The 24003-nt window shown below is 70.8% G+C and carries 23 protein-coding genes and 2 pseudogenes; 5 read left to right on the top strand and 20 right to left on the bottom strand.

Annotated elements, in window-relative coordinates; all coding sequences use genetic code 11:
• Window positions 1–146 precede the first annotated feature (146 nt).
• Entirely contained in the window at window positions 147–1427 is a 1281-nt protein-coding gene (locus IF11_RS0100135; protein WP_420894615.1) for an ATP-binding protein, read from the top strand.
• An 81-nt stretch (window positions 1428–1508) separates the two neighbouring features.
• Here IF11_RS0100135 and IF11_RS0100130 read toward each other — a convergent pair whose 3' ends face one another.
• Entirely contained in the window at window positions 1509–2252 is a 744-nt protein-coding gene (locus IF11_RS0100130) for an SDR family NAD(P)-dependent oxidoreductase (protein WP_030349252.1), read from the bottom strand.
• A gap of 211 nt (window positions 2253–2463) precedes the next feature.
• On the opposite strand from IF11_RS0100130, the gene IF11_RS0100125 reads away from it, so the two are divergent.
• Window positions 2464–3402 (top strand): LysR family transcriptional regulator, encoded by a 939-nt coding sequence (locus tag IF11_RS0100125; RefSeq protein ID WP_030349251.1) that lies wholly within the window; start codon window positions 2464–2466, stop codon window positions 3400–3402.
• A 32-nt stretch (window positions 3403–3434) separates the two neighbouring features.
• Here the strand turns inward: IF11_RS0100125 and IF11_RS0100120 are convergent, their stop codons facing one another.
• Complete coding sequence (locus IF11_RS0100120; RefSeq protein ID WP_030349250.1) at window positions 3435–5027, bottom strand: FadD7 family fatty acid--CoA ligase; 1593 nt, start codon at window positions 5025–5027, stop codon at window positions 3435–3437.
• A 277-nt stretch (window positions 5028–5304) separates the two neighbouring features.
• On the opposite strand from IF11_RS0100120, the gene oxc reads away from it, so the two are divergent.
• From oxc to IF11_RS0100105, 3 genes are all read left to right on the top strand, one after another.
• Window positions 5305–7056 (top strand): oxalyl-CoA decarboxylase, encoded by a 1752-nt coding sequence (gene oxc, locus IF11_RS0100115; RefSeq protein ID WP_030349249.1) that lies wholly within the window; start codon window positions 5305–5307, stop codon window positions 7054–7056.
• Window positions 7057–7128: 72 nt separating this feature from the next.
• A complete protein-coding gene (frc, locus tag IF11_RS0100110) occupies window positions 7129–8385 on the top strand; it encodes a formyl-CoA transferase (protein WP_030349248.1) in 1257 nt (418 codons plus the stop codon).
• A 327-nt stretch (window positions 8386–8712) separates the two neighbouring features.
• Window positions 8713–9822 (top strand): DNA alkylation repair protein, encoded by a 1110-nt coding sequence (locus tag IF11_RS0100105; protein WP_030349247.1) that lies wholly within the window; start codon window positions 8713–8715, stop codon window positions 9820–9822.
• A gap of 74 nt (window positions 9823–9896) precedes the next feature.
• Here IF11_RS0100105 and IF11_RS0100100 read toward each other — a convergent pair whose 3' ends face one another.
• The 18 genes and pseudogenes from IF11_RS0100100 to IF11_RS0100020 form a co-directional block, all read right to left on the bottom strand.
• The gene (locus IF11_RS0100100) at window positions 9897–10463 is read right to left on the bottom strand and encodes a hypothetical protein (protein ID WP_030349246.1); all 567 of its coding nucleotides are present in this window, start codon (window positions 10461–10463) and stop codon (window positions 9897–9899) included.
• Window positions 10417–11757, bottom strand: a complete 1341-nt coding sequence (locus IF11_RS0100095) for a methylaspartate mutase (RefSeq protein WP_051745226.1) — start codon at window positions 11755–11757, stop codon at window positions 10417–10419. Before IF11_RS0100095 ends, IF11_RS0100100 begins: the two co-directional genes overlap by 47 nt.
• On the bottom strand, window positions 11754–12287 hold the full coding sequence (locus IF11_RS36210; protein ID WP_051745221.1) for a cobalamin B12-binding domain-containing protein: 534 nt from the start codon (window positions 12285–12287) through the stop codon (window positions 11754–11756). Before IF11_RS36210 ends, IF11_RS0100095 begins: the two co-directional genes overlap by 4 nt.
• Window positions 12288–12299: 12 nt before the next feature.
• Window positions 12300–13043: a 2-hydroxychromene-2-carboxylate isomerase gene (locus tag IF11_RS0100085; RefSeq protein WP_206300704.1), complete on the bottom strand. Its 744-nt coding sequence runs from the start codon at window positions 13041–13043 to the stop codon at window positions 12300–12302.
• Window positions 13040–13993 (bottom strand): thioesterase family protein, encoded by a 954-nt coding sequence (locus tag IF11_RS0100080; RefSeq protein WP_030349242.1) that lies wholly within the window; start codon window positions 13991–13993, stop codon window positions 13040–13042. The genes IF11_RS0100085 and IF11_RS0100080 overlap by 4 nt, the downstream gene beginning before the upstream one ends.
• A complete protein-coding gene (locus tag IF11_RS0100075; protein WP_051745219.1) occupies window positions 13990–14832 on the bottom strand; it encodes an alpha/beta fold hydrolase in 843 nt (280 codons plus the stop codon). The genes IF11_RS0100080 and IF11_RS0100075 overlap by 4 nt, the downstream gene beginning before the upstream one ends.
• 1 nt (window position 14833) lies before the next feature.
• The gene (locus IF11_RS0100070; protein ID WP_051745218.1) at window positions 14834–15808 is read right to left on the bottom strand and encodes a beta-ketoacyl synthase N-terminal-like domain-containing protein; all 975 of its coding nucleotides are present in this window, start codon (window positions 15806–15808) and stop codon (window positions 14834–14836) included.
• A complete protein-coding gene (locus IF11_RS0100065) occupies window positions 15805–16944 on the bottom strand; it encodes a beta-ketoacyl synthase N-terminal-like domain-containing protein (protein WP_030349490.1) in 1140 nt (379 codons plus the stop codon). The genes IF11_RS0100070 and IF11_RS0100065 overlap by 4 nt, the downstream gene beginning before the upstream one ends.
• A complete protein-coding gene (locus IF11_RS38145; RefSeq protein ID WP_078490256.1) occupies window positions 16919–18112 on the bottom strand; it encodes a beta-ketoacyl synthase N-terminal-like domain-containing protein in 1194 nt (397 codons plus the stop codon). The genes IF11_RS0100065 and IF11_RS38145 overlap by 26 nt, the downstream gene beginning before the upstream one ends.
• Window positions 18109–19329, bottom strand: a complete 1221-nt coding sequence (locus IF11_RS36205; RefSeq protein ID WP_078490255.1) for a beta-ketoacyl synthase N-terminal-like domain-containing protein — start codon at window positions 19327–19329, stop codon at window positions 18109–18111. Before IF11_RS36205 ends, IF11_RS38145 begins: the two co-directional genes overlap by 4 nt.
• Before the next feature lie 53 nt (window positions 19330–19382).
• The gene (locus tag IF11_RS0100050) at window positions 19383–19862 is read right to left on the bottom strand and encodes a 3-hydroxyacyl-ACP dehydratase FabZ family protein (protein WP_030349238.1); all 480 of its coding nucleotides are present in this window, start codon (window positions 19860–19862) and stop codon (window positions 19383–19385) included.
• On the bottom strand, window positions 19849–20280 hold the full coding sequence (locus tag IF11_RS0100045) for a 3-hydroxyacyl-ACP dehydratase FabZ family protein (protein WP_051745216.1): 432 nt from the start codon (window positions 20278–20280) through the stop codon (window positions 19849–19851). Before IF11_RS0100045 ends, IF11_RS0100050 begins: the two co-directional genes overlap by 14 nt.
• Window positions 20277–21017 (bottom strand): 3-oxoacyl-[acyl-carrier-protein] reductase, encoded by a 741-nt coding sequence (fabG, locus tag IF11_RS0100040; RefSeq protein WP_030349236.1) that lies wholly within the window; start codon window positions 21015–21017, stop codon window positions 20277–20279. Before fabG ends, IF11_RS0100045 begins: the two co-directional genes overlap by 4 nt.
• Window positions 21018–21078: 61 nt before the next feature.
• Window positions 21079–22086, bottom strand: a complete 1008-nt coding sequence (gene sbnB, locus IF11_RS0100035) for a 2,3-diaminopropionate biosynthesis protein SbnB (protein WP_030349235.1) — start codon at window positions 22084–22086, stop codon at window positions 21079–21081.
• Window position 22087: 1 nt separating this feature from the next.
• Complete coding sequence (sbnA, locus tag IF11_RS41785; protein ID WP_037726663.1) at window positions 22088–23095, bottom strand: 2,3-diaminopropionate biosynthesis protein SbnA; 1008 nt, start codon at window positions 23093–23095, stop codon at window positions 22088–22090.
• Window positions 23092–23508: pseudogene (locus IF11_RS42675) on the bottom strand (DUF3995 domain-containing protein); the annotation flags it as partial. The gene sbnA and the pseudogene IF11_RS42675, both read right to left, overlap by 4 nt.
• A 19-nt stretch (window positions 23509–23527) precedes the next feature.
• Window positions 23528–23707: pseudogene (locus IF11_RS43065) on the bottom strand (acyl carrier protein); the annotation flags it as partial.
• 64 nt (window positions 23708–23771) lie between these two features.
• Window positions 23772–23993 (bottom strand): MbtH family protein, encoded by a 222-nt coding sequence (locus IF11_RS0100020; protein ID WP_030349232.1) that lies wholly within the window; start codon window positions 23991–23993, stop codon window positions 23772–23774.
• Window positions 23994–24003: the final 10 nt, after the last annotated feature.

The raw sequence follows: 24003 nt of genomic DNA, 5'->3' as shown, positions 1-24003 counted from the left end.
GCGGACAGGCTCCGGGCCGCGGCCTCCCGTTCGACGGGTGTCCGATCGGCGCGGAGAATGTAGAGGGGCGGGACCGTGGCTGCCGTCCGGCAGCACATGACCGGGGCGCCGCCGAGGCGTGCGGCGACCCGCCGGCGAGGTGGCGGATGATGCCGACGTGGCGATTGCGGGACTTCCACGACGACGATCTGGACGGCGCGATCCAGATCTGGGACCAGGACCGGCAGGACGACGCACCGCCGGTCTTCCCCGTCTCCGAGGTCATGGCGGCGGCCCGGACCGGTGAGCCCGCCGTGGTCGCCGTGGTGGGCGACGATCTGGTGGGCATGGCGGTGGCGCAGACCCAGGGCGAGCGGGCCTGGATCACACTGGTGGCGCTCGCCGCGAAGTGGCGGCACCGCGGGCTCGGCAGCGCCCTCCTCGCCGAGCTGGAGCGACGCCTGCGCATCCACGGGGTACGCCGGATAGGCGCGCTGCTCGCCCCGGGCGCCACCGGTGACACAGCGCTGGAGAACTCCGGCTACCGGACGCGCGAGGGACTTGTCTTCTACGAGAAGGTCGAGCATCTCGGCGCGAGCGACGCGGGGCTGCTCGCCGAACTCGGCGGGAGGGTACTGCCGCAGGGGCTCTGGGACGCTCTCGCGGGAATGGAGCGGGAGAAGGAGACCATCGAGCGGCGGATCGTGCTGCCGCTGACCGAACCCGCGCTGGCCGACCGGTACGGGGTGACGCCGCCGAAGGCTGTCATCCTCTTCGGCCCGCCGGGCACCGGCAAGACCAGCTTCGCCAAGGCCGTCGCCTCCCGGCTGGACTGGCCGTTCGTGGAACTCTTCCCCTCCCGGCTCGCGGCGGCCGGCGCCGGGGGTCTGGCCACCTCCCTGCGGGAAGCCTTCGCGGATCTGGCCGAGCTGGAGACCGTGCTGCTGTTCATCGACGAGGTCGAGGAGATCGCCGCCGCCCGCTCCGGTCTGGCCGTCGATCCCGGTCACGGCGTCACCAACGAACTGCTGAAGCTGATCCCCGGCTTCCGTGACCACGACGACCGGCTGCTGATCTGCGCCACCAACTCCGTCCGGTCGCTCGATCCGGCGTTTCTGCGCCCCGGCCGGTTCGACTACGTCATACCGGTCGGCCCGCCCGATCCGGCCGCCCGGGAGGCGATCTGGCGACGCTATCTCGGCCACGCCGCCGACGGGGTGGAGCTGGGCCAACTGGTCGCGGCCAGCGAGATGTTCACCCCCGCCGATATCGAGTTCGCCGCCCGCAAGGGCGCCCATGCCGCGTTCGAGCGGGAGGTCCTGGACCGCCAGGGCGCGCCGGCCCGTACGGACGACTATCTGGCGTCCATCGCCGAGACCCGGCCCACACTCACCGATCAGGCGCTCACCGAGTTCGGGGAGGACATCGAGCGCCACGTGCGGATGTGAGCCGGGGCCGGATGTGAGCCGGGGCCGGCCGCGGTCCGTCAGGAGCCGACGGACCGCGCCCGGCGCCCGGGGCGCCGGGGTTCAGGCCGCGAAGCCGCCGTCCACGGCGATGGCGGCGCCCGTGACATACCGGCCGCCGTCGCCGGCGAGGTGGGCCACGGTCGCGGCGATATCCGACGGCTGCCCGTAGCGGCCGAGCGCCGTGAAGCCCCGCTGCATATCGGCTCCCGGGCCGTCGGCCGGGTTCATGTCGGTGTCGACGGGCCCGGGGTGGATGAGGTTGGCCGTGATACCCCTCGGGCCCAGTTCACGGGCGAGCGCCTTGGTCAGTCCGGTCAGAGCGGTCTTGCTCGTCGCGTACAGCGCCCCGCCGGGGAAGGCGGCCCGCTCGGCCATGCAGCTTCCGATGGTGACGATCCGCCCGCCCTCGGACATGTGCCGCAGCGCCGCCTGGGACGTGAGGAACGGCGCCCGTACGTTGACGCTCAGCACACGGTCGACATCCTCCAGCGACACGTCCCCGACGGGGCCGATCGCTCCGGTCCCCGCGTTGTTCACCAGGATGTCGAGCCGCCCGAACTCCGCGGCGGCCTGGTCCACGGCGTCACGTACCGCTGCCGCGTCCGCGCTGTCGGCACGTACCGCCAGGGCCCGTCGGCCGAGCGCCTTGATCCGGTCCACCACCTCCGTCGCGCGCTCCGCGCTGTGCTGATAGGTCAGCGCGACATCGGCTCCGTCCTCGGCCAGCCGCAGCGCCACCGCCTCGCCGATGCCCCGGCTGCCGCCGGTCACGAAAGCCACTTTGCCGTCAAGAACCGCGCTCATGATCGTCCGTCTCTCTGTCGGGTATGAGGACATGACGACGATGCTGATACGCCGCGAGCGGGGAGTCCGGCGGCAATCGGACATGACGTCCGGGCCGGTCATTGAACGGTTGATAAGTAGGATGAGTGAAGGCGTCGCCGGAGCCGGAGAAGTCGCGGCCCGGAGCCGTCGCGATCCGCGGGCAGGGACCCCGGGCAGGGAGGAGTCGCTGATGCTGTTCCGTCAGCTGGAGTATTTCGTGGCGGTGGCCAGGGAAAAGCACTTCGCGCGGGCGGCGGCGGCCTGCTACGTGTCACAGCCCGCGCTCTCGGCGGCGATCGCCAAGCTGGAGCGGGAGCTGAATGTCACGCTGATCAACCGGGGGCACAACTACGAGGGCCTCACCCCGGAGGGCGAGCGGCTCGTCGTGTGGGCCAAGCGGATCCTGGCCGAGCAGGACGCGTTCAAGGCCGAGGTGGCCGCCGTACAGTCGGGCATCACCGGCACACTGCGGCTGGGGACGGAGCCCACCGCGTCGACGACCCTGGCGCTGCCGGTGGCCGCCTTCTGCGGGGCGCACCCGCTGGCGAAGGTGCAGGTGCGCTCCCGGCTTTCGGCCCAGACACTCCTCCGCCAGCTGCGCGAATTCGAACTGGACGCCGCGATCTCGCACTTCGCCCCCGAGGACCGGGAGAGCCTGCAGGTCGTGCCGCTGTACCAGGAGCGGTACGTACTGCTCGCTTCCGGCGACCAGCTGATGCCCCAGACCCACACCATGACCTGGGCGGAGGCGGCGCAGCTGCCGCTCGCGCTGCTGACACCCGACATGAGGATCCGTCAGCTCATCGACAGTGTGTTCGCGGAGAGCGGGGTGGTGGTGACCCCGCAGGTGGAGACGGACTCGGTCGCCTCGCTGTACGCGCATGTGGGCGTCGGCGAGTGGGCGAGCATCGTGCCGCACACCTGGCTGCGGGCGATGCCGGTGATCGGCAGGACACGGGCCGTCCGGCTGGTCGCCCCGGACGCCAGGGCGCAGGTCTCGGTCGCGATCCACGCGGCGACGCCCGGTTCGATCGCCGCGCGGGCGTTCGTGAACGCGGCGACGGGCCTGTCGCTGGACGCGTTCTTCGACCAGCCGCTGCCGACCGAGCCCGAGCATCACGTCCGATAGGACCGGGCCGGCAGGGGCCCGGTCCCGCACCGTCAGTGCGCGTACCGGCCGGCCACCGCCCGCCGGTCGAGGCCGCCCTTGGCGGTGTGGGGAAGCGCGGCGACGACATCGAGCCGGTCGGGCACCTCGACGGCCGACAGCCGGTTGCGGCAGTACCGCAGGATCTGCTCGGACCCGAGGTTCTCGCCCTCGCGTACGACCACGGCGGCGCCGACCCGCTGCCCGTAGTGCGCGTCGGGGATCGGGAAGACGGCCGCCTCGGCGACTCCGGGGCATCCCGCGAGGATGTCCTCGACATGCTCGGACGAGATCTTCTCGCCGCCGCGGTTGATGAGGTTCTTGAGGTGCCCGGTGAGGAAGAGATAGCCGTCCTCGTCCAGGCTGCCCAGGTCTCCGGTGCGGAACCACCCGTCGGTGAAACTGTGCGCCGTCCCTTCGGGGGCGCCGAGATAGCCGCGGGTGACGGTGGGGCCGTGCACCCACACCTCGCCCCGGGTGCCGGGCGGGCACGTACGTCCCTGCGGGTCGACGATCCGGAGACGCACCCCGGTCGGCCGGCCGACGGAGCCCTGCTTCAGATACCCCTGCTCCGGCAGCGGCTCGCTGGTCGTCTGGTGGGTGGACTCGGTCATCCCGTACGCGGACAGCAGCGGCGCGCCGAACGTACGCTCCAACGCCCGCTGCGTGGCCGTGTTGAGGGGCGCGCTGCAACTGCGGACGAACTTCAGGGGCGCGGCCCGCGGGCCCGGGTACTCGGCCGCCGACCGGTCGAGGAGGATCTCGTGGATGGCCGGGACCGCGGTGAACCAACTGGCGGACACGGCCCGTACGTCGTCCCAGAAGGTATGGGCCGTAAAACGTCCCCGCTCGGGCAGCAGGACGCATCCGCCGCTGGCGAGGGAGGCGAGGAGCGCCGCGAAGAGCCCGTGGCCGTGGAAGAAGGGCATCACGGCGACCGTCGCGTCGCCGGGGCCCAGCTTGTAGGTGGCGCAGATGTCCCGTACGGAGGCGGCCACGTTGGCGTGGGTCAGCGGAACCATCTTCGGCCCACCGGTGGTGCCCGCGGTGAACAGCACGAGGGCGTCGCGGTCCGAGAGTTCGTGGGCGGCGCCCCGGCCGGGCCGCATCGCGGGCGCGCCGGTGTCGAGTGTGGCCGTCGCCGTCCCCGCATGGGAGATGTCCACGCGCAGGGGCCAGACCGGGATCTCGGGCAGCGCGGCCGGCGCGGCGCCGGCCGCGGCAGGTCCGAGCAGGACCGCCCGCGCCCCCAGCGCTTCGAACCGGTCCGTCAGCTGCGCGGCGGGAAGTGCGGGGTCGACCGGGGCGACCACCAGCCCGGCCCGGGCCGCGCCCAGCAGCGCGACGACGAACTCGGCGGTGTTGGCGGAGACGAGACCGACCACATCACCGCGGCGCAGCCCCGTACGGCCGAGCCGGGCGGCCACGTCTCCGGCCAGGGCGGCGAGACCGCCGTAGGAGAGCGGTACGCGGTCCCCGGTGACCACGAGCGCCCGCGAGCGGGGACGGTCGCGCGCGTGCCGGTCGAGGAGATCGATGAGGCCGGTGAGCGCCGGCGGCCGGTACGGGCCCGCTTCGCGCACCGATGCCTCGGTCGGAACGGCCATGTGCACACCTCCTCGCACCAGGTCCGATGAAGCTGTCCTCTGCGAGCCTGCGCGGGCACGCGGCGGTCGTCCAATACCCGCTGGCGAACAGCCGATAGCGAGGATCTATCAAGCGGTTCCCCGAGGGCTTCCGCACGCCTCTGACATGCGGCGATCGTTGATCGATAAATGCTGTTTATCGGCTGGTCGCCGATAGGTCTTGGACGTGCGGAAGCGGGCTGCGGAAGGTGGGACGAGAAGCCGATCAGGCATGACCGCCCAAGGAGGACCTCGGACCATGACCGCCCCTTCCGCACTGGAGAACGCGGCGACCGCCGACGCTCAGGCCGAGCTCACCGACGGGTATCACCTGGTCGTCGACGCGCTCAAGCTGAACGACGTGGACACCATCTACGGCGTGGTCGGCATCCCGATCACCGACCTGGCCCGCCTCGCGCAGGCGCAGGGCATCCGCTACATCGGCTTCCGTCACGAGAGCAACGCCGGACACGCGGCGGCGGCGGCCGGGTACCTCACGAAGCGGCCGGGCGTGGCGCTGACCGTGTCCGCGCCGGGTTTCCTCAACGGGCTGGTCGCGCTCGCGAACGCCACCACGAACTGTTTCCCGATGGTGCAGATCTCCGGCTCCAGCGAGCGCCACCTCGTCGACCTGAAACAGGGCGACTACGAGGAGATGGACCAGCTCGCCGCCGCCCAGCCGTTCGTCAAGGCCGCGTACCGCGTGAGCCGGGTGGAGGACATCGGCCGCGGTATCGCCCGTGCGCTGCGGACCGCCATCTCCGGCCGGCCCGGCGGTGTCTACCTCGATATCCCCGCCGCGGTGCTCGGCTCCATCATGGACGCGGAGGAGGGCGCGAAGACGCTGAGCCGTCTGGTCGACCCCGCGCCGCGCCAGCTGCCCGCGCCCGAGGCGGTGGACCGCGCGGTCGAGATCCTGGCGGGTGCGCGACGGCCGCTGGTGGTGCTGGGCAAGGGCGCCGCGTACGCGCAGGCGGACGAGAAGATCCGGAACTTCATCGAGTCCACGGGCATTCCGTACGTTCCGATGTCGATGGCGAAGGGCCTGCTGCCCGACGACCACCCGCAGTCCGCCGCCACCGCCCGTTCGCTGGCGCTGAAGAAGGCCGACGTCGTGATGCTCGTCGGCGCGCGCCTCAACTGGCTGCTCAACCATGGCGAGGCTCCGCAGTGGAACCCCGACGCGAAGTTCATCCAGGTGGACATCGAGCCCAAGGAGATGGACAGTAACCAGCCCATCGCCGCCCCGCTGGTCGGAGACATCGAGTCGGTGCTCGACGCACTCGCCGAGCGGACCAAGCCCGGCCAGATCGCGGCCCCCGCCGCCTGGCGCGAGGAGCTGGGAGCGCGCTCGGCGCAGAACGTCGCCAAGATGGCGGAGCGCCTCAAGGCCGACCCGCACCCGATGCAGTTCATGGGCGCGCTGAAGGCCGTACGTGACGTCATCCACGAGCGCCCGGAGATCTACCTCGTCAACGAGGGTGCCAACGCGCTGGACATCGCCCGCAATGTGATCGACATGCACGTACCGCGCCACCGCCTCGACAGCGGTACGTGGGGTGTCATGGGCATCGGCATGGGCTACGCGATCGCCGCCGCCGTCGAGAGCGGTGAGCCGGTGGTGGCCGTGGAGGGCGACAGCGCCTTCGGGTTCAGCGGCATGGAGCTGGAGACGATCTGCCGCTACAACCTGCCCGTCGTCACCGTCATCATGAACAACGGCGGCGTCTACCGCGGCGACGACGTCAACCCCCTGGAGACCGACCCGTCCCCGACGACCCTGATGCTCCAGGCGCGCCACGACAAGATGATCGAGGCGTTCGGCGGCAAGGGCTACCGCGCGACCACGCCCGCCGAGGTCACCGCGGCCCTCACCGAGGCGCTGGCCTCGGGCGGCCCGGCGCTCATCGACTGCGCGATCGACCCGTCGGCCGGCACCGAGAGCGGCCACATCGCGCACCTCAACCCGAAGGGCATCACCGTCGGCAACATCACGCCGGCGAAGAAGTGAGCGACCGGCTCACCGCACTCCCCCGCACACCACACCCTCCGTACCAAGATCATTCACGAGAAGGAAGCCACCATGAGTGACAAGCCGCTCGCCGGAATCAAGGTGATCGACTTCACCGGGGTCCAGGCCGGTCCCGCGTGTACGCAGATGCTCGCCTGGTTCGGCGCCGACGTCATCAAGGTCGAGCGCCCCCAGGGCGGCGACGTGACCCGCAATCAGCTGCGGGACATCCCCGACCTCGACGCCCTGTACTTCACGATGCTGAACAGCAACAAGCGCTCGCTGGCCATCAACACCAAGACCCCCGAGGGCAAGGAGGTCATGGAGAAGCTGATCCGCGAGTCGGACATCCTGGTCGAGAACTTCGCGCCGGGCGCCATGGACCGGATGGGTCTCAGCTGGGAGCACATCCACGAGCTGAACCCGCGCCTGATCTTCGGCTCGGTCAAGGGCTTCAACGACGACTCGTCGTGGAACGACCTCAAGGTCTACGAGAACGTCGCGCAGGCGGCCGGTGGCGCCGCGTCCACCACCGGCTTCTGGGACGGCCCGCCGACCATCAGCGGCTCGGCCCTCGGCGACAGCAACACCGGTATGCACCTGATGATCGGCCTGCTGACCGCGATCATCCAGCGCAACGCGACCGGTCTGGGCCAGAAGGTATCGGTGTCCATGCAGGACGCCGTACTCAACCTGACCCGGGTCAAGCTCCGTGACCAGCAGCGCCTGGAGAAGGTCGGCTACCTGGAGGAGTACCCCCAGTACCCGCACGGCGAGTTCGGCGACGCGGTGCCCCGCGGCGGCAACGCCGGCGGCGGCGGTCAGCCGGGCTGGATCCTGAAGTGCAAGGGCTGGGAGACCGACCCCAACGCCTATATCTACTTCACGATCCAGGAGCAGAACTGGAAGCGCACCGCTGAGGCGATCGGCCACCCCGAGTGGGTCGAGGACCCGGACTACACGAGCGCCCGCGCCCGCCAGCCGCGCATCATGGAGATCTTCGGCGAGATCGAGAAGTGGCTGGCCGACAAGACCAAGTACGAGGCGGTCGACATCCTGCGCGAGTGGGAGGTGCCCTGCGCCCCCGTGCTCAGCATGAAGGAACTCGCCGAGGACCCCGACATGCGCAAGAGCGGCACGATCGTCGAGGTCGAGCAGAAGGAGCGCGGCACGTACCTGACCGTGGGCAGCCCGGTCAAGTTCTCCGGTTTCAAGCCCGACATCAAGGGTGCGCCGCTGCTCGGCGAGCACACGGACGAGGTGCTCGCGGACCTCGGCTACGACGCGGACGACATCCGCAAGCTGCACGAGGGCCAGGTCGTCGCCTGACCTGAACGGCCCCGGGTGCCCCGCGTGCGATCCGCGCGCGGGGCACCCGTATGACCGCGACCACCACGGCCTGAACGTCACGGCCGACCGCTACGGCCCCGGCACCCGCACCTGGCCCTACTGGGAACGCGCCCTCACCCGTGCCCTCCCGATGCTCACGGCGGCCGTCGGCGCGGCGTGAGCGACGCGACGTGCGTGTTCCGATCGGGACGGGGCGGATCCAGGACAAGAGCTGTCCTAGTCCCGTCGTAGCGTCTGACGTGCGAGAGAGATCCCGGATCCGGACCGATCCGATCCGGGCCGACACACGGAGGACGACGTACCGACATGCCCACCGCCGATGAGCTGATCAGCGCGGCCAGTATCCGACAGCTGGCGCGCGTGCTCGGCGCGACCGCCGCGCCGAGCACGCGCTGGTCCACCGTACGAGCGAGCGCCGAGGCCCTCGGGCCGCTCGGTCTGAGCCAGCGGACGCGCGCCGTATGTGACGCGCTGGTCCAGGACCTCCCCGGTACGTACCCCGCCGCCGCGGATGTCTTCCGTGCCGCCCTGGCCGATCCGAGGTTCTCCGGCTGGATGATCTGGCCGGTCACGGAGGCCGTGGCGGCGCTGGCCGTGGACTCGGCCCGCCCCGCCGACTTCGAGGACGGCCTCGCCCTTCTCGCCGCTCTGACACCCCGGCTGACCAGCGAATTCGCCCTGCGGACCTTCCTCAACGCCGACATGGAGAGGACGTTGCGGACCGTCGGCACCTGGACCGCCTCCGCCGATCCCTCCGTACGGCGACTGGCGAGCGAGGGCACCAGACCGCGGCTGCCCTGGGCGAAACAGGTCCCGGAACTGCGCCACCGGCCCTCCGTGACCGTGCCGATCCTCGACGCACTCCACACCGATGCCGACGAAGTGGTCCGCAGATCCGTGGCCAACCACCTCAACGACATCTCACGGCTCGACCCGGCCCTCGCGGTCTCCACAGCCCGCGACTGGTCGGAGCGCGCCGCTGCCGCCACCACGCCCGCGGTGGTCAAACACGCGATGCGCACCCTCGTCAAACAGGCCGATGCCGCGGCACTCGATCTGCTCGGATTCGCCCCGCCCTCCGAGGACTTGACCGTCACCGGCCCCAGTCTGCGGAGCACGAAGGTCACCCAGGACGACGCACTGGTCTTCGGTGTGGACCTCACCAACGAGGGACCCCGGCCGGTCCGGCTCGCCGTCGACTACGTCATCCACTACCGCAAGGCCAACGGCACCACAGCACCCCGCGTCTTCAAACTGACGACGCGGACCCTGGCCGCCGGTGAGCGACTCGCCCTGGAGCGCCGGCACTCCTTCCGCCCGATCACCACGCGCCGCCACTACCCCGGCGAACACGCCCTGGAGATCCAGGTCAACGGCCGCCGCTCCGGCAGGGCCGCGTTCGTCGTCGACCTCTGAACACAGACCTCTGAACTCAGAGCTGTGAGCAGAGAGCTGTGAGCAGAGACCTGTGAGCAGAACGCGACAGACGGCTATGGCGTCCGCGTCTTCTTCTCGATCGCCCGCAGGATGTCGTGCCGGATGAGGCCGCTGCCCGCGCGCATGACGCCCCAGTAGAGGGCGAACGCGCGGCGGGCGGAGGCGTCGGTGGCCAGGACGCGGGTCTCGGTGGAGAGCAGGGTGCCGTCGCCTTCGGGCGTGAGGCGGAAGTTCATCACGACCTTGGACCAGCCCGGCTCGGCGAACCCGGCGAACGCCTCCGGGTCACCGCGCTCGATCTCCGGGCGGGAGGGACGCAGGGCGACGTAGCGCGCGATGTCGCCGAGGACCACCTCGTGGGGCGGATCGGCGGCCATCTCACGGGGTGCCATGGAGTCCAGGACGCGGAGATCCATCCCTTCGTGCGCCCCGACGTCGATGCCCTTCACCCACGCCGAGGGGCCGCCCCGTACCCGCATCAGGCCGAGGGTGACGGGGAGGTCGCCCGCGCGCAGGTCCATGAGGGTGTCCCAGACGCGGTCCTGAGGGGCGTGGATCAGCCGGCTGTGGTGTTCACGTTTGTCGAAGGTCGGAAGCAGTCGTTCCAGCGTCCAGTTCATGGTGTGCTCCCGGTGTTCTCGGATCGCCGCCGTGCAGTGCCAGGCGGTCGTGTGTGCGTTCCACATAGGAGAGGGCCGTCAGCAGTTCCGCGCTGCCGACCGGGTGCTCGCGCTCGCGGGAACCGGTCACGCCACGGATGGGCATCGCGCCGACGGAGGCCCAGCGCAGCCGTCCTGCCTCGTCGATGTAGCCGCGCGAGCGACCGCGGTTGTCGGCGTGCAGGCAGTAGGGCACATCGAGGTAGCCCTTGGCGAAGGCGGCGACCAGGGCCTTGCCCACGTCCGCGTCGAGATCGAGGACCGCGTCGACGAGGAGCCGGGCCTCGGCGGCGATACCGGTGTCCTGGACCGGGGGTGCCGGCGCGCCCTCCACCGCTGCCGCCGCCGCGCCCGCGAACTCCAGCGCTTCGACGTTCTCCTCGATGGTGGGGATGCGCCGCGACTCGACAGGCGTCTTCACGATCAGCCGCGCCGCGCCCCCGCGTACGGCGAGTTCGGCCGCTCCGCGCAGCAGGTGCCGCGCGCCCTCGGGGGTACGCGGGTACTTGCCCATGTACGTGTAGACGACGATGTGCCAGTCCGTGTCGCGCGGAAGGAGCTCCGCGGCCAGGGAGCGGAGGACGGCGATGGCCTCGTCGTCCTGCCGTGGGTGGGTCCCCTGGGCGAAGCTGAGGGAGACGCTGCGCAGCCCGTGCTGGTGGAAGAAGAGCCCTTCGAGCAGGGTGATGGCGATGAGCAGGCTGGGCGGGCACATCTGGCCCATCATGCAGCCGCCGAAACTCTCCAGGTGCGGCTCGATGCCCCGGTCGTCCCGCAGCCGCGCGAACTGCTCGCAGCAGCGGGCCCAGGCGTCGGTGGCGACGGCGAGCGGGACGCGGCTGTAGGGCAGGCAGTACGAGACGGGGCCGCCCTCGGTGGCGTCCAGGCCGGCCGCCACGAGGGTGGTGAAGATGTCGTCGGGCAGGGCGGAGCCGTGCCGGATCTGGACGGGGAAGCCGGGGCCGCGGATGCCTTCCAGCACCTCCCGGGTGGTCTCCACGCCGTGGGTGACGATCGGATAGCCGTTGAGCCCGGTGTCCTCGGCGAGGGCGCGCTCGACCGACGCGTAGTCCTTCACCCTCGTATAGCTGTCGAGGGTGAGGGTGCCCACGGTGGCCGCGCGCGCCCGCCGGGTGGCGGCGAGGCCCCGCCGCATCTGCTCGGGGCCGCTGAAGCCCATGCGGGGCTGGACCAGCAGACCCGCCGACCGGCGCACCTCCGACAGGCCCACGAAGGAGCCCCGGGCGGCGCTCATGACGCGGGCTCCAGAACGTCCGGGCCGGGTTCCAGAACATCCGGGCCCCGCTCCAGAACGTCCTGACCGGGCTCCCGTGTGTTCGGCGCGGGCTCCAGCGTGTCCAGGAAGCGGCCCAGGGCGGCCGGGTCCGCGTCGTCCTGGAAGACCGCGTCGAACCCGGCCATCACGAGTTCGTGTGACGCCGTCGCCTGGGTGCCCCCGGTGATGCCCAGCTTTCCGCCGATCACCACCGGGGTGTGCCGTGTCTCCGGCCGGGCACGCACCTTGCCGATCAGCCGCTTCCCGTCCGCGTGTCCATGGCCGTTGACCGTACTGATCACCACCAGGTCGGGACGGAGCGCGGCGCACTCCTGGACCAGCATCTCGTCGGGCACGCACGCGCCGAGGTTGGTGACGTCATGGCCCATCTCCTCCAGCAGCAACTGGAGGAAGACCAGGTTCCATGTGTGCGAGTCGGAGGACACACTGCTGAGGAGCACTCTTCTGCGGCGGCCGGCAAGGGCCGCGCCGACGGCTGTCGGTAGCACGGGATCTTCCGTTCAGCCGCAGCCGCCCGCCGAGTCGGAGTCGTACGCGCCAACCCGGTTGAGCAGGTCGGCGGGCACCTCCTGCGGCGTGGCGGGGGCGGATTCGGCTGCCTTCTCCAGGGCCGGGATCAGCTCGTCGAGGAAGGCGTCGACGCGGTCGAGGCCCCAGAAGCGGTGCCGTCCGACCTTGAAGTACGGGATGCCGAACACATCGTCGTCGTAGGCGGCCGCGAGCGCGTCCACACCTTCGGCGCGCAGCTCCGGGTCGTCCGCCGCGGCCAGCATCTCGTCGCCGTCGAAGCCCGCCGACTCGGCGACGCGGCGCAGCACCTCCGCGTCGCAGATGTTCTCGCCGCGCTCCCAACGCGCCGCGGTCACCGCTGTGTAGAACTCCCGCTCACGGCCGAGGTGACGCGCCTTGAGCCAGGCCAGGTGCGGACGCTCCCACCAGGGATCGATGTCGATCGGCCAGGCCATGGTGTAACCGAAGCGCGCGGAGAGCCGCTTGGTGTCCTGAAGGATGTAGAGGTGCTTGGCCTTGGACATCTGGGTGTAGTGGAAGCCGGAGTCCCGCTCTTCGAGCGCGGCCACGGTCTTCTCGTCCGGGTCCCAGTACGGGTAGTACTCGATGACGTCCGGCGCCTGCGGGAAGCGCTCTTCGAGTTGGCGCAGGCCCATCCAGCTGAACGGGCTGCGCAGGTTGAAGTACAGCCGGGGCGGCCGCTTCAGCCTCTTCTTCGGCTGCGTGTCGTTCATCGCCCGCCTCCGAGCAGGGCGGCACGGGTGGTGTCGTCGAACTCGGCGAGCGAGCCTGCGTTCTCGCCGCGGCTGACCGCGTAGCCGTGCATGATGCTGCCGGTGGCGGTGTGCACGAGGCGCCCGTCGCGGTACACATAGGTGTCGAACGTCGCGGTGTACATCACCTCCTTGATGATCTCCTCGACGGTGAAGACGGTGTGCAGCGTCTCCTCCATGAGCGCGTCGGCCAGCATGTGCACCCGCGCCCGCGACACGACCGGGATCCAGCCCCGCTCGACGAGCATGGTGCGGATGGAGATGCCGCGGTCCTCCAGGAACCGGTCGACGACCTCCTCCATCGCCCGGACATAGCCGGAGTGCTGGAGACGGTCGGAGAAGTGGCAGTAGAAGTACGGGATCCGCCAGGACCACAGGAACGCGTTGGAGCCGGCGGGAACGAGCAGACCGGGGACGTCGCTCTCCGCGACGGCCGGGGAGGGGGTGCCGGCGGCGTCCGCGAGCGCGGCCACCTCGGGGACGGTGTAGGGCTCCAGGAACGACGGGACGGGCTGGACGTCGCTCGGCGCTTCCTTCAGCACGACCAGGGCGACACGGATCTTGCCGGTGAGCACCGTGACGGTCTCGCCGTCCCGTTCGACGGTCAGCTTCACCTTGAACGGCGCGCCATGACCGGGCTTGGGCTTGCCGGGCTCGACGACCGCGGTCACCTTGTCGTCCACACCGAGCGTGGCCGGGAGGCTCACCGAGTGGTCCACGATCTCAAGGCCCAGACCGTAGGTGTGATAGAGCGTCTCCGCCCCCGCCCCGCGCTCGCGGAAGTACTCAAGGATCGCCTCCTCCGTCAGGTACATGAAGTGCTTGAAGCCGATCCACGTGCGGATGTTGGCGCCCTCGTAGCGGGGGCTGCCCACCGGGGTGGTGAGGCTGCCGTCGAGCAGGACTGTCATGGGTTGTTCCTTTCCGGGGTGTTCATCAGGAAGGCGGCGATTTCCGCCGCTACGTCGCCGGTCTGCTCGGCGTGGCAGAAGTGGCCGTAGTGCGCGTGCTGACGGACCGTCGCCGCGGGCATGGCGGCGGCCAGGGCCGTCGCCCGGTTCCCGGCCAGGGACTCGTCGTGCTGTCCCGCCAGGACGAGAGTGGGCACGGTCACGTCGGCCAGGGCGAGTTCGGTGGTGCCCACGAACTGGAGGAACAGGCTCAGGAATCCGACGGGCCCGATCCGTTCGAGGGCGGTGGCCACCATCGCGGAGAGGACCTCGGGGTCCATGGTCCTGGCGCGCTCCCCCAGTCCCACGCGTACACCGTCGGCGATGACCCGGCGGAAACCGGCGAGCGCCGCGTCATGCAGCGGCCAGTCCACGGTGAGGCTCTCCGGACGGTAGAACGGGGCCAGGAGCACGGCGGCGGACGGAACATGGGGGCTGTCGGGCGTCGCCAGGTGTTCGAGTACGGCGTTGGAGCCGAAGGAGTGGCCGAGCAGGACGTCGACGGGTTCCGGGACGAGGTCCAGGGCCTGCCGCAGCCAGTCGGCCGGTGTGCCGTGCTGCCGCCAGCGGTACGGGTTGCCCGCGCGCCAGGGCAGGTCGAGCGCGTACGCCCGGCAGCCCGTGAGCGCCTCGACGAGGGGCCGCCAGCTGTCCCCACTGCCCTCAAGGCCGTGGACCAGCGCGACCACGGGTCCCGCGGTGCCGGGCGCCCGGGACACCGCCAACCGCTCGCGCGGGCCCCGGACTTCGGCCACGCGCGTCCAGAACTCCGGCCCGGACGCCTCCTTCGGCTTCGCCATCTCAGCAGGCTCCCGCGGGGACTCGGTCGCCGGCCGGGTCGAGACGTACGGAGGCGTAGCCGTCCTCGTCGTCGCCACAGGTGATCAGCGCGCCGCCGGACCGTTCACCGGACGACAACCAGGCGGCGGCGACGGCGAGTTGGAGCACACCCACCGCGCCGTACGTCTCGCCCACGTGGTCGGTGAGGTCGACCCCGCCCGAGATGTCCGCCGTACCGGGCGCGGCCAGCCGGAGCGCGGCCGGTGCCCCGGCCTCGGCGGGAGCGCCGGGACGGGCATGGTGGCGTACGCTCCCGAGGCGCGGCCCTTCGGCCTCGGGCTCCAGCACCACGCAGGCCGCGGCGGAGCGCAGTCCGGCCCCTCCCGGCCGCAGAGCGGCAAGGCCCCGGGCCACTTCGTCGTCGGGTTCGACACCGACCACGACGACTCGCCGGGCGCGGCCCGCGCGCAGCAGCAGGGCGCCGAGCCGGACCGCGTCGAGGCCGGACGTGGCGCCGCCGCACACCATCAGGTTCGGCCCGGTGAAGCCGTAGCGGATGGCGAGGGTACTGGCGATCACATTGCTGGAGGCGTTGGGGCCGTTCAGGGGGCTGACGTCGTGCCCACTGCCGGCGCGCATCTCGGCCACGATGTCGCGGACGGTCCGTACGTTGCCGAAGTTGGAGCTGACGACGACGGCGGTGTCCGCCGCCCCGGGGAGCGGTTCCCTCAGCTTGCCGGGGGGAAGACCGAACGCCCGGTGTACGGCGCACAGCGCGAGCCGCGTCGAGTCCTCCTTGTACAGCAGCCCCTTGCGGCCGAGTACGGTGTGCGCCTCGTCGGGACCACACGCCGGTTCCGGGGCCACGGATGTGAACAGGGCGCTCGCGGCACCCGCCGTCGTCCCGTCGGCGCCGGGGACATGGAGGGCGTGCGCGGTGACGCTCACGCCGGCCGCGTATCCCGTGGGGTGCGCGGTGTGCGCGGTGTTGTTCATCGGTCCACCCTGATGATGCTGACGGCGTTGACTCCGCCGAACCCGAAGGCATTGACCTGGGCGACGCGCGCGTCGCAGTCGGCGGGCTCCCCGATGACGAGGCGCAGCCCCGCCGCTTCCGGGATCGGCTCGCTCAGCCCCACCGTGGCGGGCACCGAGCCGGTGCGCATCGACTCCACGGCGATGAGCAGGCTCATCAGCGCGGCGCTCCCCGAGGTGTGTCCGATGGCGCCCTTGACACCGGTGACCAGCGGCCCCGGAGCGGTGCCGTCGAAGACCTCGCGCAGGGCCGCGGCCTCGGTGGGGTCGTTGAGGGCGGTGCCGGTGCCGTGGGCGAGTACGAGGCCGATGTCGCGCGGGCGCACCCCGGCGCGGCTGTGGGCGTCCCGCATGGCGGCGACGATGCCGCCGGCGTCGGGAGCCGTCTCGTGGTGGGCGTCGCAGGACAGACCCGTCCCCAGCACGGTGGCGAGCGGGCGGGCTCCTCCGTCCGTGCGGGGCTGGAGGACCACCGCCACCGCGCCCTCGCCCAGCAGGACGCCGGCGCGGCCCTCCTGGAAGGGCTGGAGCACGGCGGTCGGGGCGTCGGCGACGCGGCCGATCATCGTGAGCATGCTCTCGCTCATCGCGTCGCAGCCCGCGGCCACGACCGCGTCGGCCTCGCCCGCCGCGAGCATGTCCTGTGCCAGGGCGAGCGCGTGCCCGGAGGCGGAGCACGCATTGGACACCGTGATCACTTCGGCGACGTCCGGCAGCACCGCGCGTACCGCCGCGTCGAAGTGCAGATCGCGCCGGCGGACGGGGACGCCGTCCAGGGTCCAGCGTTCCACGGCCCGCAGCTCTCGCAGACCGGTGCCGACGATGACGGACACCCTCTCGCGCGCCGGGTCGATGCCGGCCTGCCGTACGGCGCCGGCCACGCACCGGGCGAGCCAGCGCCCGGCGCGCAGCGGCGGCTCGTCCTTGTCGTCGCCCTCGTCGTCGGTCACGTGGTAGCCGCGGGTGACGCCCATGCGGCCGGTGTCGTAGAACCTCAGCGGCTCGCTGCCGTCGACGCCCTTGCGCAGCGCGGCGAAGGTGGCGTCGGCGTCGCCGAGGCAGGTGACGAGGTCAGCTCCGGTCAGCGCGACGTCCACGGTGCCACCCCCTCAGCACGGCCGCCCCGACGGAGCCGTCGGCCGAGACGGAGGTGACGACGGACACCGCCCCGTCGAGTTCCGGGTGGCCCCTGTGACCGGCCAGCAGCGCGGCGAGCTGCAGCGAACCGGCGGCGCTCTGGCATTCGCCGACCCACTCCTTGGCGCGTACGTGCCACACCTCGGTGCCCAACGCGCCCTCGACGCCCCGGCGTTCGACGTCGTCCAAGGGCGCGATCCCGCACTCCCCGGAGGCGACCGCGCGTACCTCCGACGGCTCCACCCCGGCCCGCTTCAGGGCGCGCAGAACGCAGTTGGCGAGCCCCTCTCCCGCGTCGGGGGAGCGTCCCGGCGGGCCGTAGGTGCCGGCCTCGACGGCGAGCACCTCGGCGTCCGGCTGCCGGCCGGCCTCGCGCACCGTCGCCGCGTCCTCGACCATGAAAACGGCGGAGCCCTCTCCGACCCGGGCGCGGCCCTCCCACTCGCTGTGCTGGCGGTGGGCGAACCAGGCGGTGTGCGGGCTGAACTCCTCGACGGAGCCGACGAGCAGGGCGTCCGCGTAGCCGCGCCGGATCTGGTTACGGGCGTAGCGCAGCGCGCTCAGTCCGGCGAGCTGTCCGCCCGCGATCGTGGCGTTGACACCCTTGAGCTTGTGCCAGATCGCCGACTGGCCGGCGGCGCAGTTCATCACGGTGTTGGGGAACAGCACCGGGTTGACCAGGTAGGGCCGGTCGTTGACCAGTGTTTCGCGGCTGTAGTCGCTGGTCGCCTTGATACTGCCCGCGGTGGTCCCCAGAACGATGCCCACACGGTCGCGGTTGTCGTCGGTCACGAGCAGATCGGTGTCGTCGAGCGCCAGGGTGCAGCCCAGCAGGGCCAGCGAGGTGCTGCGGTCGAAGAAGCTGGTTCCCTTCCGGCCGAGGTGGTCGCGGACCCGGAAGTCGGGCATGGCGAACGCCTCGTCCTCGGGCAGTTCCTCGTCGAACATCCCGGTGACGTCGCGCAGGCCGCTGCGGCCCGCGCCCACGGCGGTCGTGAACTCGTCCGCGCCGATGGCCAGGGAGGAGACGACGCCCCAGCCGGTGATGGCCAGGGTCCCGTCGCGAAGGGTGTCGTGGGGCCGCGGGGCGTCCGGGGAGACGCCGGGGGCGGTAGCGGTGGCGTTCATGCGACCTGTCCGAGGATCGTGATGGCGTTGTTGCCGCCGAAGGCGAATCCGTTGTTCTGCACGACCTTGGGGCGCGCGGGACGGCTCTCGTTCGGCACGGGGTCGATTCCGGGCATTCCCGGGTCCGGGGTCCGGTAGTTGGTGGTCGGGGGCAGGAAGCCCTCGTCCAGGGCGAGCGCGGAGGCGATGGCGCCGAAGCCGCTGGCCGCGCCCATGGTGTGGCCGAGCATGGACTTGATGGAGCTGATCGGCGGCGGGCGCTCGCCGAAGACCTCGACGACGGCCTTGGCCTCCATCGTGTCGTTGGCGGGGGTTCCGGTGCCGTGGGCGCAGATGTAGTCCACGTCGGCGGGTGAGATGCCCGCGTTGCGGTGGGCCCGGCGCATGCACTCGGCGATGCTGACGGGGTCGGGGGCGACCATGTGGTTGGCGTCGCAGTTGAGGCCGTAACCGAGCACCTCGGCGTAGATGTGCGCGCCGCGCGCGGTGGCCGACTCCAGGGTCTCCAGGAAGAGCGCGGCCCCGCCTTCGCCGGTCAGGATGCCCGAGCGGTCCTTGTCGAACGGGGAGCAGACCTTCTCGGTGAGCGCGCCGAGACGGTAGAACCCGGCGTGGGCCCAGCGGCACACCGAGTCCGCCCCGCCGGCGATCATGTAGTCGGCGTCGCCGGTGAGGATCTGGTCGTAGGCGTAGCCCAGCGCGTAGTTGGACGCGGAGCAGGCGGTGGAGAGCGTCACGGCCTCCCCGCTGAGGCCGAGCTCCTGGTTGACGGCGTTGGCCAGCCGGGACGCGGGCACCTGCGCCGCGTAGGCGGGGGTGATGCCGGAGAGGCCCTCGTGGACCCACTCGGCGGTCAGCTGCTCGATGACCTGCGACTCACCGCTGGTGGTGCCGATGCTGGAGCCCGCGGCGGCCGCGGACAGCAGCTCCTGGTCGATGCCGGAGTCCTCGACGGCGAGCCGGGCGGCCGCGGCGGCGAACAGGCTGGTGCGGCCCCAGTCGGCGGGCGAGACGGTGCGCAGCATGGTCTTGGCCTGCGGAATGTCGATCTTGTACTTCTTCTCGATCCTGGCGAGGATCTCGATCGCCCGCAGCGAGTCCGCCTCGTGCTCCTCCACGAACGAACCCGTTTCGGTGATCTCCTCGGGCTCGACCTCAAGCACCTCGGCGACGATCTCGCGCAGCTCGTCCAGGTGCTGTTCACGCGCTTCAGACATGCTTCTTCTCCTGCGATATGGCGGATGGTGGGGACGGTGAGCGGCTCGGGGGTTCACGAGTCGTCGGAGGCGAGCCCGTCGCGTACGACGGCGAGTACCGAGCCCAGGGTGGCGATACGGACGTCGCCCACCCAGGTCTCGCCCCGCATGAAGGCGTTGTCTCCGATGATCCGGTCGATCTCGACGATGTGACGGAGCACATCACCGGGGCAGGCGCTGCCCGTGATCGTCACGTCGCGGGCGGAGCCGAAGATGAGGGTGCCCTCGACGGGTTCGTCCTTCAGGGCCGCCGAGTGCAGCCACAGGACGGCGCCGCTCTGCCCGAACGACTCGACGAGCAGGGAGACGGGGTAGGCGTAGGCGGCGCTGGGGAGGTTCTCGTCCAGACCGGCGTAGCAGGGCTCGCTTCCGGTCACGGCCTTCGTGGTGACGATGCGCGCGCCGGGCTCGATCTCCAGGACACGGTCGACGAGCAGTACGGGGTGGCGGTGCGGCAGGATGCGGCGGATGTCGGCGTGCTCAAGCGTCGTCATGTCCGCCCTCCCGGTCGATACGCAGTCCGAGGGTCATCCGGGCGGCGAGGGCGCCGTCCGCGCGGTGGCAGCGGGCCTTGACGCGGACCGAGGACGGATCGTCCTGGCTGGTCATGTCGCAGCCGATGCTCATCGTGTCCCCCGGGAGCAGCGGGGCCGCGAAGCTGACGGAGGCGATCGAGGTCAGCTCGACGGCCGTGCCCGGGCCGTACCGCTCGGCGGCCCAGCGCCGGACGGTCTGGTGGACGGACTCGATGGTGAACACACCCGGGTAGATCGTGAAGTCCGGGTAGTGGCCTCCGAGATACGGGTCGTCGGCGACGATCCGTTTGACCGCCTCGATCCGCGTGCCGCCGGCGCTGACGGCGCCGTCCGCGGTGTCGACGGCGTCCAGCGGGGCGGCGAACCGGCGGCTCACAGGACGATGCCGCCATCGACCTGGAAGACCTGGCCGGTGATGTAGTCGGCACGGTCGGAGGCGAGGAAGGACACCAGTTCGGCCACGTCCTCGGGGCGCCCGAAGCGGCGCAGCGGGACCAGGTCGAGTGCCTGCTCGCGCACCTTGTCCGAGAGACGGGCGGTCATGTCGGTCTCGATGAACCCGGGCGCGACGACATTGACCCGCATGTTGTACGGGGCCAGTTCCTTGGCGAGCGACCTGCTCATCCCGTTGATACCGGCCTTGGCCGCGGAGTAGTTGGTCTGTGCCTTGTTGCCGTAGACGCCCGCCACCGACGAGATGTTGACGATGACGCCCTTCTTGCGCTTCATGAAGCCGAACGCCATCGACCGGCAGAAGTTGAAGGTGCCGGTCAGACTGGCGTCGATGACGGCGCCCCAGTCCTCCACGGGCATGAGCACCAGCGGGTTGTCCCGGACGATCCCGGCCGAGTTGACAAGGGTGTCGAGGGGGCCGAGTTCGGCCTCGGCGTCCTTGATGAAGCCCTGGACGGCTTCGAAGTCCGCGACATCGCAGGGCGCGTGGAAGCAGCGCACGCCCTGCTCGCGGATCAGCGCGGCGGTCTCCTCCGCCCGCTCCTTCTCGCTGCGGTAGCAGAATGCGACGTCCATTCCGTCCTGGGCCAGGCGTACGGCGACGCTTCTGCCGATTCCGCGCGAGCCCCCGGTGACCAGGGCGCGACGTTCTGTGGACATGGGAATTACCTCATGCTTCGGGTCCGGAAGTGGGTGGTGTGTTCGCTGGGCCGGGCGGGAGCTACCAGCGGGTGGTCTCGCCAAAGAATCCGTCGACGGAGACGGCTTCCCCCTGGTCGAGGGCGGCCTGATGGACGAGCGCGCCCACGGCCAGATCGAGCACGCCGAGTCCGAAGGGCGAGAAGATGACGGGCCGGTCCCCGGGCACCCGGACGTCGCCGCGGATGACCTCCGCGAGGGTTCCCGTGATGAAGTCGCGGTGGCCGTACTTCTGCTCCGCGAGGTGCGGGGAGGTGTTCGCGGTGAGGCAGTGACCGATGTCGTCCAGGACGTTGTACGCGCCCTCGATGATCTCCGGGCCGATGTCCCGCAGCGAGATGTTGAGGACGGTCTGCCCGGCGGCGAAGGTGCCGGGCTGGGTGAGGTAGGGCTCCCCGGCGGTCGTGGCGAGCACCACCAGGTCGGCTTCGGCGACGGCGGCGTCCCGGTCGGGCGCGCTGCTCGCCCGGTAGCCGAGTTCGCCGGTGGTGAAGTCCGCGAGGGACTCGGCGTACCGCGGGTGGTGGTCGTGGACCAGCACCTCGTCGATGGCCCATTCCCGCGCCTTGAAGAACTCCAGGATATTGCGGGCGATGATGCCTGCGCCCACCACGAGGAGCCGCCGTGCGGTGTGCCCGCCGGTCAGCGTCTCGGCCGCGAGGACGGCCGAGGCCGCGGTGCGGGCGGCGCTGATCTGGGAGGCTTCGAGGCAGGCGAAGGGGTAGCCGGTCTCGTAGTCGTTGAGCAGCAGCACGGCCGAGGCGCGCGGTACGGAGCGCTCGATGTTGGCCGGGAAGCTGGCGATCCACTTGATCCCGGCGGTGTTGTACCGGCCGCCCAGATAGGCGGGCAGGGCGATGATCCGGCTGTCGGGCTTGTCGGGGAACCGCAGGAAGTAGCTGTTCGGATTGACCGAGTCACCCCGGTCGTGGATGAGGTAGGTGTCCCGCACCTCCTCCACGATCCGGGTCCTCGATCTGCCGATGACCCGGCGGGCGGTCTCGCCGCTGACGACGTGGAAATCGAACATGTCAACCTTTCAGAAGCAGCGAGCCGTCTGTGTCCGGACGGTCGTCCGTCCCGTGGGGGGCCACGGCGGACAGACCGAACCGCTCCACGACCCAGGCGTCGTCGTAGACGGTGTTGAGGTAGCGGTCGCCGTTGTCGGGGGCGATGGCGACCACGGTGGATCCCGCGGGCAGTTCACCGCGTTTGCGGGCAACGGCGGCCAGGACGGAGCCGGTGGACGCGCCCATGGCGATGCCCTGGCTCCTGGCGACGGAGCGGCACATCCGTACGGCTTCCGCCTCGGGGACGATGACGACCTCGTCGACGAGTTGGGGATCGCACAGCTCCGGTCTGCGGCTGGTGCCGAGTCCGGGCAGATGCCGCTTGCCCGGCGGGAAGCCGAAGGTGACGGAGCCGGCCGTGTCCACCGCGACGACCCGGGTGCGCGGGGAGTGCTCACGGAAGAAGTCCGCGCAGCCCATCAGCGTGCCGGTGGTGCCGGCGCCGACGAACAGGAAGTCCACCTCGGGCACTTCGCCGAGGATGGCGGCGGCGGTCCTGTCGTAGTGGATACGGGAGTTGGCCTCGTTGGCGTACTGGTTCGGCCAGAACAGGGAGGGGTCTTCCTGGAGCCGGTCGCCGATGTAGTCGATCCGGGACTGCAGATATCCGCCGTTGGCGTCCTTCGTGTCGACGACCACGACCTCCCCGCCGAACGCCCGGATCAACGCGGCGTTCTGCGGTGAGGTGTTCGGGTCGGTGACGCAGATGAACGGATATCCCTTGGCGGCGCACACCGAGCTCAGCGCCACTCCGAGATTGCCCGACGACGATTCGATGACGCGGCCGCCGGGCTTCAGCAGATTCCACCGCTCCGCGTCCTCGACCAGGCCGATGGCGGTCTTCAGTTTGATCGACCCGGCCGGATTGAACCCCTCGATCTTGAGCAGCAGCCGGATGTCGGGGACGAGTCCGTCGAACCGCAGGAAGAGACGGTCGAGGACGAGATCTCGCGCGTTGTCGTAGATCACTTCTCTGCGACTCTCTCTGCGCTCCGCGGGCGGTTCTTGACGTAGTGGCGGGTGGCCAGGAGGAGCAGAAGGCCCCACACCAGGAACGACAGGTCCCAGACGAACAGGCGCCACAGCAGCGGCTTCCATTCGATGGGATCGGCCGGTGTGACGATGCCGGCGGCCACCAGCGCCAGGGACCCCACCTGCAGGGCGCCGTAGAGGGTCAGCCCGACCGAGCCTCCCCAGCCCGCGAGCAGCATGAGCGGGCGGGGGAAGATCCGGCCCCACGACTGGACGAGGGCCAGGGAGAACACGGCGCCCGCGACCTTCAGCGCACCGGTGATCCACACGACGGCGATGAATCCGGATCCCCGGGTTCTCGCCATGTCCTGGATCTTGCCGCCCAGGGTGTCGAGGCCGAGCGTTCCTCCGGCCGCCCAGTAGGGCCTGCGGAATGTCGATCTTGTACTTCTTCTCGATCCTGGCGAGGATCTCGATCGCCCGCAGCGAGTCCGCCTCGTGCTCCTCCACGAACGAACCCGTCTCGGTGATCTCCTCGGGCTCGACCTCAAGCACCTCGGCGACGATCTCGCGCAGCTCGTCCAGGTGCTGTTCACGCGCTTCGGACATGGTTCTTCTCCTGTTTGTTCGGTGGTGTGTGACGGTGTGATGGCTGGTGGCTGGAGGGCGGGCCTCAGGAGGCCGAGGCGGCGTCCATGGCGTCGATGAGGCTCTTGGGACGCATGTCGGTCCAGTTCTCATTGATGTGGTCGAGGCACGCCTGCCGGGCGTCGGGGCCGAGGACGGTTGTCCAGCCGGCGGGGATCTCGGCGAAGGACGGCCACAGGGAGTGCTGGCCCTCGTCGTTCACCAGCACCAGATAGGTGGCGTCCGCATCCTCGAACGGGTTGCTCATGTCTCTTCTC

This window comes from Streptomyces scopuliridis RB72 (assembly GCF_000718095.1).
GTDB classification, from domain to species: domain Bacteria; phylum Actinomycetota; class Actinomycetes; order Streptomycetales; family Streptomycetaceae; genus Streptomyces; species Streptomyces scopuliridis.
This window is presented reverse-complemented; position numbering and strand designations above follow the sequence as displayed.

Excerpts from the sequence above, each read along its gene's own strand:
- frc (WP_030349248.1), top strand. The coding sequence starts at position 7,129 with ATGAGTGACAAGCCGCTCGCCGGAATCAAGGTGATCGACTTCACCGGG.
- IF11_RS0100085 (WP_206300704.1), bottom strand. The coding sequence starts at position 13,043 with ATGAACGACACGCAGCCGAAGAAGAGGCTGAAGCGGCCGCCCCGGCTG.
- fabG (WP_030349236.1), bottom strand. The coding sequence starts at position 21,017 with ATGTCCACAGAACGTCGCGCCCTGGTCACCGGGGGCTCGCGCGGAATC.
- IF11_RS0100050 (WP_030349238.1), bottom strand. The coding sequence starts at position 19,862 with ATGACGACGCTTGAGCACGCCGACATCCGCCGCATCCTGCCGCACCGC.
- IF11_RS0100120 (WP_030349250.1), bottom strand. The coding sequence starts at position 5,027 with ATGGCCGTTCCGACCGAGGCATCGGTGCGCGAAGCGGGCCCGTACCGG.
- IF11_RS0100135 (WP_420894615.1), top strand. The coding sequence starts at position 147 with ATGATGCCGACGTGGCGATTGCGGGACTTCCACGACGACGATCTGGAC.
- IF11_RS0100100 (WP_030349246.1), bottom strand. The coding sequence starts at position 10,463 with ATGAACTGGACGCTGGAACGACTGCTTCCGACCTTCGACAAACGTGAA.
- IF11_RS0100075 (WP_051745219.1), bottom strand. The coding sequence starts at position 14,832 with ATGGCGAAGCCGAAGGAGGCGTCCGGGCCGGAGTTCTGGACGCGCGTG.
- IF11_RS36205 (WP_078490255.1), bottom strand. The coding sequence starts at position 19,329 with ATGTCTGAAGCGCGTGAACAGCACCTGGACGAGCTGCGCGAGATCGTC.
- IF11_RS0100070 (WP_051745218.1), bottom strand. The coding sequence starts at position 15,808 with ATGAACAACACCGCGCACACCGCGCACCCCACGGGATACGCGGCCGGC.
- oxc (WP_030349249.1), top strand. The coding sequence starts at position 5,305 with ATGACCGCCCCTTCCGCACTGGAGAACGCGGCGACCGCCGACGCTCAG.
- sbnB (WP_030349235.1), bottom strand. The coding sequence starts at position 22,086 with ATGTTCGATTTCCACGTCGTCAGCGGCGAGACCGCCCGCCGGGTCATC.
- IF11_RS0100080 (WP_030349242.1), bottom strand. The coding sequence starts at position 13,993 with ATGACAGTCCTGCTCGACGGCAGCCTCACCACCCCGGTGGGCAGCCCC.
- IF11_RS0100130 (WP_030349252.1), bottom strand. The coding sequence starts at position 2,252 with ATGAGCGCGGTTCTTGACGGCAAAGTGGCTTTCGTGACCGGCGGCAGC.
- IF11_RS0100105 (WP_030349247.1), top strand. The coding sequence starts at position 8,713 with ATGCCCACCGCCGATGAGCTGATCAGCGCGGCCAGTATCCGACAGCTG.
- IF11_RS0100125 (WP_030349251.1), top strand. The coding sequence starts at position 2,464 with ATGCTGTTCCGTCAGCTGGAGTATTTCGTGGCGGTGGCCAGGGAAAAG.
- IF11_RS0100095 (WP_051745226.1), bottom strand. The coding sequence starts at position 11,757 with ATGAGCGCCGCCCGGGGCTCCTTCGTGGGCCTGTCGGAGGTGCGCCGG.
- IF11_RS38145 (WP_078490256.1), bottom strand. The coding sequence starts at position 18,112 with ATGAACGCCACCGCTACCGCCCCCGGCGTCTCCCCGGACGCCCCGCGG.
- IF11_RS0100020 (WP_030349232.1), bottom strand. The coding sequence starts at position 23,993 with ATGAGCAACCCGTTCGAGGATGCGGACGCCACCTATCTGGTGCTGGTG.